The organism is Teichococcus deserti (assembly GCF_001982615.1).
GTDB lineage: Bacteria > Pseudomonadota > Alphaproteobacteria > Acetobacterales > Acetobacteraceae > Pseudoroseomonas > Pseudoroseomonas deserti.
Window position 1 is genome coordinate 22,551 of sequence record NZ_MLCO01000182.1, and the last position, 9,043, is coordinate 31,593.

General features: G+C 71.8%; 5 protein-coding genes. 3 read left to right on the top strand and 2 right to left on the bottom strand.

Going from position 1 to position 9,043, the window contains the following annotated elements; genetic code table 11:
- The first annotated feature begins 1 nt into the window (after position 1).
- The 3 genes from BKE38_RS17825 to BKE38_RS17835 all read left to right on the top strand — a co-directional run bounded on the left by BKE38_RS17825 (position 2) and on the right by BKE38_RS17835 (position 7,344).
- On the top strand, positions 2 to 3,352 hold the full coding sequence (locus tag BKE38_RS17825) for a molybdopterin-dependent oxidoreductase (RefSeq protein WP_207553602.1): 3,351 nt from the start codon (positions 2 to 4) through the stop codon (positions 3,350 to 3,352).
- A gap of 152 nt (positions 3,353 to 3,504) precedes the next feature.
- The gene (locus BKE38_RS17830) at positions 3,505 to 4,896 is read left to right on the top strand and encodes a short-chain fatty acid transporter (protein ID WP_207553603.1); all 1,392 of its coding nucleotides are present in this window, start codon (positions 3,505 to 3,507) and stop codon (positions 4,894 to 4,896) included.
- 198 nt (positions 4,897 to 5,094) lie between these two features.
- Entirely contained in the window at positions 5,095 to 7,344 is a 2,250-nt protein-coding gene (locus BKE38_RS17835; protein WP_076958622.1) for a sensor histidine kinase, read from the top strand.
- On the opposite strand, the gene BKE38_RS17840 is transcribed toward BKE38_RS17835, so the two are convergent.
- On the bottom strand, positions 7,313 to 8,335 hold the full coding sequence (locus BKE38_RS17840; protein ID WP_242662452.1) for an LLM class flavin-dependent oxidoreductase: 1,023 nt from the start codon (positions 8,333 to 8,335) through the stop codon (positions 7,313 to 7,315). The genes BKE38_RS17835 and BKE38_RS17840 overlap by 32 nt on opposite strands.
- 2 nt (positions 8,336 to 8,337) lie before the next feature.
- Positions 8,338 to 9,043 (bottom strand): oxidoreductase (locus BKE38_RS17845; protein WP_076958624.1); only part of this gene is annotated, 706 nt, incomplete at its 5' end.

Here is a 9,043-nt window from a genome sequence, read left to right on the forward strand (position 1 = left end):
CGTGCTAGGCTGCGCCGGTCGCCCTGCCTGCCCCGGAGCCCCTCGCCTGACCCAGATCCCCGGCTACTGCACGCTTTGCCGCTCGCGCTGCGGCACCTGGAACACGGTCGAGCAGGGCCGGCTGGTCAAGGTCGCGCCGCGGCCTGAGCATCCGACCGGCCGCGCCCTCTGCGCCAAGGGACGGGCGGCGCCGGAGATCGCCCATGCCTCGCGCCGGCTGGCGACGCCGCTGCGCCGCACCCAGCCGAAGGGCGCGGCCGATCCCGGCTGGGTGGCGATCAGCTGGGAGGAGGCGCTGGCGGAGGTCGCCGGGAAGCTGGGCCAGGTCCGTGCCGAAAGCGGGGCGGAAAGCGTCGCCTTCGCGGTGACCTCGCCCTCCGGCACGCCGATCTCGGATGCCATCGACTGGGTCGAGCGTTTCATCCGTGTCTTCGGCAGCCCCAACACCGTCTATGCCACCGAGATCTGCAACTGGCACAAGGACCATGCCCATGCGCTGACGCTCGGCGCCGCCATCGGCACCCCCGACTACGCCAATGCCGAGCTCATTTTGCTGTGGGGCCACAACCCGTCGAATGCCTGGCTGGCCGAGGCGGGCGAGATCGCCGAGGGCCGTCGCCGCGGCGCGAAGCTGATGGTGGTCGATCCGCGCCGCAACGCCCATGCCGCCGGCGCCGACCGCTGGCTGCGGCTGCAGCCGGGGACGGATGCCGCCTTGGCGCTGGGGCTGATTTTTCTTCTGTTGGCGGAAGGCTTCGACCAGGACTTCGTCCGCGCCTGGACCGATGCGCCCTTCCTGGTTCGCGAGGATGGCGGCGGGCTGCTACGCGCCGGCGACCTCGGGCTGGACGGCCCGGTGGAGGCGCCGGTGGTGCTGGTCGACGGGGTGCCGCGCGCCTACGACGCCCAAAAACTCGCCGGCGGCCATCCGCCGGAGGCGCTGGCGCTGCGCGGCGCCGTCACCCTGGGCGGGATCGCCTGCCGCCCGGTGCTGGACCGCCTGGCCGAGGCCGTCGCGCCCTGGACCCCCGAGGCCGTCGAGGCCACCACCGGCATCCCCGCCGACGAGGTTGTCGCGGCGGCCGCAGACATCCGCGCGGCGAAGCGCATCGCCTATTACTGCTGGACCGGCGTGGGGCAGAGCGCCAACGCCACCCAGACCGACCGCGCCATCGCCATCCTCTATGCCCTGACCGGCAGCCTGGACCGCATCGGCGGCAACCGCCACTACACCCGCCAGCCGGTGCGCGGCGTGGCGGATCACGGACTGCTGCCGCCCGGCCAGGCGGCCAAGGCGCTGGGCATCGCCGAGCGCCCGCTGGGCCCCGCCGCCCGCGGCTGGGTCACCGCCGAGGACCTGCGCCGGGCGATCCTGGAAGAAGAACCCTATCGCGTCCGCGCCCTGGTCAGCTTCGGCGCCAACCTGATGGTGTCGCAGGCCGATCCGGCGGGTTCGGCCGCGGCGCTTGCGGCGCTGGACTTCCATGTCCATTGCGACCTCTTCGAGAACCCCACCGCGCGTTTCGCCGATATCCTGCTGCCGGTGAACAGCCCCTGGGAGCATGAAGGCCTGCGTGTCGGCTTCGAGATCGACGCCGCGGCGGAGGAGCTGGTGCAGCTGCGCCCCCGGATGGTGCCGCCTTTCGCGCAGTCGCGCTCGGACATGGAGGTGGTCTTCGACCTGGCCTGCCGTCTCGGCCACCGGGAGGCGTTCTTCGGCGGCAGCACCGAAGCCGGCTGGAACCACATCCTGGAGCCCACCGGCCTGACGGTGGCGCAGCTGCGCGCCGTGCCGGAAGGCATCCGCCTGCCGCTGCGCCAGGTCGAGCAGAAATTCGCCGAGCGGCTGGCGCAGGGCCAACCCGCCTTCGCCACGCCGTCGCAGCGCATCGAGCTGTTCTCGGAACGCCTGCTGCGCATCGGCCAGCAGCCCTTGCCGCTGCATGTCGATCCGCCGGCACCCGACAAGACATTCCCGCTGCGGCTGACCACGGCGAAGAGCGGCTACTACTGCCACAGCCAGCATCGCGGCATCGCCTCGCTGCGCCGCCGCGCGCCGGATCCGATGGTGGAGCTGCATCCCGCGCTGGCAGCCCGGCACGGCGTGCCGGAAGGCGGCTGGCTGCGGCTGACGACGCGGGCCGGCAGCGCGCGGTTCAAGGCGCGCTTCAGCGCGGCGCTGGCCCCCGACGTGCTGGTCGCCGATTACGGCTGGTGGGAGGAATGCGCCGATCTTGGCCTGCCCGCCGAGCGCGGCAGCAACTACAACACGCTGATCGACACGCGGCAGGTCGACCCGATCAGCGGCTCGGTCGCGCATCGCGGCTTTCCCTGCGCCATCGCGGCGCTGCCCGATCCCGCCCCGGCCTGGCCCGGCTTCCGTCCGATGCGCGTGGTCGCACGGCGCGAGGAGACGGAAGAGGTCGTCTCGCTGCACCTGGCCCCGCTGGAGGGCGCCCCCCTGCCCGGCTTCCGCCCTGGCCAGCACCTGACCCTGAAGCTGGGCGAGGCCGGGCCGCTGCGCGCCTATTCGCTCTCCGCCGCCCCCGGCGAGGCGTATCGCGTCAGCATCCGCCGCCAGTCGAGCGAAGGTTCTTCTCGATTTACCGCGCTGCAGCCCGGCGCGACCTTGCTGGCGTCAGCGCCGTCGGGCCGCTTCGTCATCCCGGTGGCGCATCCCGACCCGGTGGTGATGGTCGCCGCCGGCATCGGCATCACCCCCTTCATCGGCTATCTGGAGGCGCTGCTGACCGCGCCGGAGACGCCGCCCGCGGTGCTGCTGCTCTACGGCAACCGCGACGGCGCCAACCATGCCTTCCGCGAGCGGCTGCAGGCGCTGGCCGGGCTGCTGCCGCAGCTGTCGGTGGTCGAGCGCTACAGCCGGCCGCTCGACGGCGACCGCGGCGCTGTCGGGCGCATCTCCGCCGCCGACGTGCCGCAGGCGTTGATCGAGGCCCGGGCGCGCTTCTTCCTGTGCGGCCCGCCGGAGATGCTGACCGGGATGCGCGCCGGGCTGCAGGCGCGCGGCGTCCCTGCCTTCGAGATCTTCTCGGAAAGCTTCGTCAGCGCAGAAGGCAACACGACCGCAGCGCCCACCACGCCGCGCGACGTCACCTTCGCGCAGTCGGGAACAACACTGCGCTGGACGCCGGAGGCGGGGACCCTGCTGGAGCTCGCCGAGGCCGCCGGCCTGTCGCTGCCCAGCGGCTGCCGCACCGGGCAGTGCGAGAGCTGCGCCGTCGCCGTGCTGGACGGCCAGGCGCATCACCGCGTGCCGCCGGTCGAGGACGACCCCGGCACCTGCCTGACCTGTCAGGCGCTGCCTTTCTCCGATCTGACCCTCGACGCCTGAGAATTTCCCGGTCAAAGCAGCGCAACAGGGCGCGCGGCGCGCGCCCTCACCGCAAGAAAAACGCACACGGTCCGCAGCCAGCGACGATCGAGGAGTTTCCAGTGATGCCACCTGACCCACGGACCGCGGCAGGAACCGAGAAGCAAAGCGGCATGGCGCGCCTGGCGCTGCGCTTCACCGCCTGGGCCGAGACCTGGTTCCCCGACACCTTCGTCTTCGCCGCGATCGCCGTCGTCTTCGTCGCCGCCGCGGCGCTGGTGAACGGCTCCTCCCCCGTCGCGGTGACCAAGGCCTTCGGCGACGGCTTCTGGAGCCTGATCGTCTTCTCCATGCAGATGGCCTTCGTCGCCATCACCGGCTATGTCGTCGCCACCTCGCCGCCGGCGGCCCGCCTGATCACCCGGCTGGCGATGATGCCGAAGACCGGCCCGGGCGCCATCGCCTTCATCGCCTTCGTCAGCATGTCGGCCTCCTTCCTGAACTGGGGCCTCAGCCTGGTGTTCAGCGGGCTGCTGGCCCGCGCCATGGCGACGCGCACCGAGCTGCAGATGGATTATCGCGCGGCGGGGGCTGCCGGCTATCTCGGCCTGGGCGCCACCTGGGCGCTGGGCCTGTCGTCGTCGGCCGCGCAGCTGCAGGCCAATCCGGCCAGCCTGCCGCCGGCGCTGCTGAAGATCACCGGCGTGCTGCCCTTCAGCGAGACCATCTTCCTGTGGCAGTCGATCGTCATGGCCTTCGTGCTGATGGTCGTCTCCATCATCGTCAGCTGGATGTCGGCGCCGAAGGGCGACCAGGCGATGACGGCGCAGAAGATGGGCATCGAGCCCGGCGTGCCGGTCGGCCAGCTGCCGCCGCGGACGCGCCCCGGCGAATGGATGGAATACAGCCCCTTCCTGACCGTCATCCTGGTGGTGATGACCGCCGGCTGGATGCTGCAGGAATTCACCCGCGTCGGCGCGGTCGTCGCCATCTCCGGGCTGAACACCTACAACCTTCTGTTCCTGATGCTGGGGCTGCTGCTGCACTGGCGGCCGCGCTCCTTCCTGGATGCGGTCGCGCGCGCGGTGCCGGCGACCACCGGCGTGCTGATCCAGTTCCCGCTCTACGGCTCGATCGCCGCGATCATGACCAATGCCAAGGGCTGGGGCGGCATCAGCCTGTCCGACCGCATCGCGCATCTCTTCGTCAGCTTCAACACCGCCGAGACCTTCCCGGTGGTGATGGGCATCTACTCGGCGGTGCTGGGCTTCTTCATCCCCTCGGGCGGCGGCAAGTGGATCATCGAGGCGCCCTACGTCATGCAGGCGGCCAACGAGCTGCAGGTGCATCTCGGCTGGGCCGTGCAGGTCTACAACGCCGCCGAGGCGCTGCCGAACCTGATCAACCCCTTCTGGATGCTGCCGCTGCTCGGCGTGCTGTCGCTGAAGGCGCGCGACATCGTCGGCTTCAGCTTCCTGCAGCTGATCATCCACACGCCGCTGGTGCTGTTCATGCTGTGGTTCCTCGGCCGCACCCTGACCTATGTCGCGCCGGTGATGCCGTAAGCTTTTCTCGACAGGCGCGGGACCGGTATCGTCGGTTCCGCGTCCTAGGGGTGACGAAGCCGCAATCCGCCCCTGGCTGTGCCATTCCTCGCTTGCTGCCGCCGCAGCGCTGTGTCACCCGATGGTCATGCGCCGCTCCGCCGCCATCGCCGATCTGCCAGGCCCGCCGCTGCGGCAGCTTGCGCGGGAACCCGGCCGATGAGCGGCCCGGGCACCCCTGCCGAGGCCGCCCTCGCTTTGCTGCTGGCCCTGCCGGGCCCGGTCTTCATCTTCGACGCCGAGCGCCGTGTGGTCATGGCCAATGCCGCCGCCGCCACCCGGCTCGACATGCCCCCCGACACCGACCTCGCCGGCGCCTCGGCCGACACGCTGATCCGCCGGCTGGCGCATCGCGGCCACTATGGTCCCGGCGACCCGGAGGCGCTGGCCGCCGCCGTCATCGCGCTGGACCGCCGCCAGCCGCATCGCAGCCTGCTGCGCACCGGGCCGGACCGCTGGTACGAGGTCGCCTCGGTGCCCCTGCCGGGTGGCGGCTGGGCCAGCGTCACCACCGACGTCACCGAGCACCGCCTGGCCGAGAAGGCAGCGCGTGACCGGCTGCGGCTGACCGACACGGCGCTGCGGCAGAGCCCGTCGGGCATCGGCATCTATGACCGCGACCACCGCCTGGTCTTCTTCAACGATGCCTATGAGGCGCTGCTCGACCTGCCGCCCGGCACCGCCCGCGTCGGCATGGATTTCGGGCAGGTGACCGACCTGGTGATCGAGAACATGCCCTTCGACGCCCCGGCCCAGGCGCTGTTCCAGGGCCGGCGGCATATCGACCGCAGCCGGCGCAACCAGTTCCTGCGGCAGCGCCCTGACGGCGTCGCCATCCGCGCCACCAGCCAGCCGCTGGCCGATGGCGGCTTCCTGATCGTGCTGGAGGATGTCTCGCAGCTGCGCGCCGCCGAGGACGAGGCCAAGGGGCGCGCCGCCCTGCTGGACGGCGTGCTGGCCGCCCTGCCGCATGGCGTCTGCGTCTATGGCCCGGACCGCAGGCTGCGCCTGGTCAATGCCGCCTTCCGCGACCTGGTGGGCGATTCCGAGGTGCGCATCGGCGAGCACCTGCTGGAGCTGATCCGCCGGCGGGAGGCGGCGCGCGAATATGCCGACCGCCAGGATCCGGAGGAGATCTTCCGCCGCCAGTTCGACTTCGCCCGCGAGCCGACGACGCGGCGGCGCGCCGATGGCCGGGTGCTGACCGGCCGCACCGCGCCGCTGCCCGATGGCGGGCATATCTCGGTGGTCAGCGACGTCACCGCGCTGCACCGCGCCGAGGCCGAGGCGCAGCGCCGCGCCGACCTGCTGCAGGCGATGATGGAAAGCATGCGGCACGGCGTCTGCCTGTTCGACGCCGGCCGCCGGGTGGTCGCCGCCAATGCCCTGGCCTGCGAGCTGACCGGGCTGACGCGGGAGGAGCTGGCGCCCGGCGCGCTGCTCGACGATCTCGGCCGGCTGCAGCTGTCGCGCGGCCTGCTGGGCGATCCGGCGGAGGCCGAGGCGCTGGTTCGCGCCCGCGCCGGCCAGCCGGTCCGGCATGACCGCTTCACCCGCCGCGCCCGCGACGGCCGGGTCATCGAGGTCAGCACCGACCCGACGCCGGATGGCGGCTTCGTCCGCGTCTATACTGACGTCACCGCCGAGCGGCAGGTGCTGGCCGGCATCGAGCAGGCGCGCATCGCCGCCGAAGAAGCTAGCTTCGCCAAGACGCGCTTCCTGGCCACCATGAGCCATGAGCTGCGCACGCCGCTGCATGCGGTGATCGGCTTCGCCGAGGCGCTGCAGAACGATCCCGGCCCGGAAAACGTGAAGGAATTCGCCGGCACCATCCTGGAGGCCGGGCGCGAGCTGCTGGCGCTGATCGACGCTGTCCTGGCGGTCGCGCAGATGGGCAGCGGCCGGCTGCAGGTGGAGACCCGGCCGCTGCATCTGCCGAGCGTGCTGGACAGCATCGCCCGCCAGCTGCGGGGGCCGGCCGAGGCGGCCGGGCTGACGCTGACCCTCGACCCGCTGCCCGCCCTGCCGCGCGCCACGGCCGAGGAGCGGCGGCTGCGGCAGATCCTGCTGAGCCTGCTGAACAACGCCATCAAGTTCACCCCTGCCGGCGGCGCCATCCACCTGGCGGCGCGGGCGCTCGACGACGGCCAGGTCGAGGTGAGCGTCACCGACAATGGCATCGGCATGGCGCCCGAGCAGCTCGGCCAGGCCTTCGAGGCCTTCGTCCAGCTGGAGGGCAGCCATGACCGGCGCTATGGCGGCTCCGGCCTCGGCCTCTATCTGGCGCGCGCACTGGCCGAGGCGATGGGGGCGGCGCTGACGCTGGACAGCGCCCGCGGCGCCGGCACCACCGCGCGGCTGATCCTGAAGGTCTCGGCTAGCCCAGCATCTCCCGCACCAGCGGCATGACCTTGCTGCCATAGAGCGCGATGCCGCGCATCATGGTGGCATGCGGCAGCGGGCCGGCGCTGTACTTCATGTCGAAGCGGCCGAGGCCGAGCAGCTTCGCGGTGCGGGCGATCTTGCGCGCCACCGTCTCGGGGCTGCCGAGATAGAGCGATCCGTGCTCGATCTCCTGCTCGAACTCGGCGCGCTGCATCGGCGGCCAGCCGCGCTCGGCGCCGATGCGGTCGCGCATGACCTTGTAGTGCGGCCAGAACTCTTCCCGCGCCGCCGCGTCGGTCGCGGCGACATGGCCGGGGGAATGCACGCCGAGCGGCCGGCGCGGCCGCGCCATCTGGTCGCAGGCGCGGCCATAGAGATCGGTGAAGGGCTGGAAGCGGGCCGGGTCGCCGCCGATGATGGCGAACATCACCGGCAGGTCATGATGCACCGCCCGCACCACCGATTTCGGGCTGCCGCCGACGCCAACCCAGGTCGCAAGGCGGCCGCTTTCCACCGGCGGCTGGATCTCGGCGGCTTCCAGCGCGGGCCGCAGATTGCCGCGCCAGGTCACCGGCTGCTGCGGCAGCAGGGCTGCGAAAAGGTCGAGCTTCTCCTCGAACAGCGCCTCGTATTGCTGCAGGTCGAAGCCGAAGAGCGGAAAGGATTCGGTGAAGGAGCCGCGGCCGAGGATCACCTCGGCGCGGCCCTTGGACACCGCGTCCAGCGTCGAGAAGCGCTGGAAGACGCGGATCGGGTCGTCGGAGCTCAGCACCGTCACCGCCGAGCCCAGGCGGATCCGCGTGGTGCGGGCGGCGATGGCGGCCAGGACGATCTCCGGGGCGGAGACCGCGAAGTCGGCGCGGTGATGCTCGCCAACCCCCAGAAAGTCGATGCCGGCCTGGTCGGCCAGCACCCCCTGCTCCACCAGGTCGCGGACCACCTGGGCCGGGTGCTGCAGGGCGCCGTCGGCCCCCTGCGTCACATCGCCGAAGGTGTCGAGGCCGAGCTCCAGCACGCTCAGGCGGCCGCCGCGGCCAGGGCCGGGTAGTCGGTATAGCCCTCGGCGCCCTCCGCATAGAGGGTGGCCGGGTTGACGTCGTTCAGCGGCGCGCCCTGGCGCAGGCGCTCGACCAGGTCGGGGTTGGCGATGAACTTCAACCCGAAGCTGACCGCATCGGCGGTGCCGTCGGCGATGTCGGCCTCGGCCTGCTCGATGGTCAGCTTCTCGTTGGTGATATAGGCGCCGCCGAAGGCGTTCTTCAGATCCGGGCCGAGACGCGGCGACAGCGCATTCTCGCGCGCGAACAGGAAGGCAATCTTGCGCTTGCCCAGTTCCCGCGCCGCGTAGCCGAAGGTGGCGGCCAGGTCGGAATCGCCCATGTCATGGGAATCGCCGCGCGGGGCCAGGTGCATGCCGACGCGGTCGGCGCCCCAGACGCCGATGGCGGCATCGGTCACCTCCAGCATCAGCCGGGCGCGGTTCTCGATGCTGCCGCCATAGCCGTCGTCGCGCTGGTTGGTGCTGTCCTGCAGGAACTGGTCGATCAGATAGCCGTTGGCGCCATGGATCTCGACGCCGTCGAAGCCGGCGCGCTGGGCGTTCTGCGCGCCGAGGCGATAGGCCTCGACGATGCCCGGGATCTCCTCGGTGGTCAGGGCGCGCGGCTGCGGGAAGGGCCGCTGCGGCCGCAGCAGGCTGACATTCCCGCGGGCGGCGATGGCG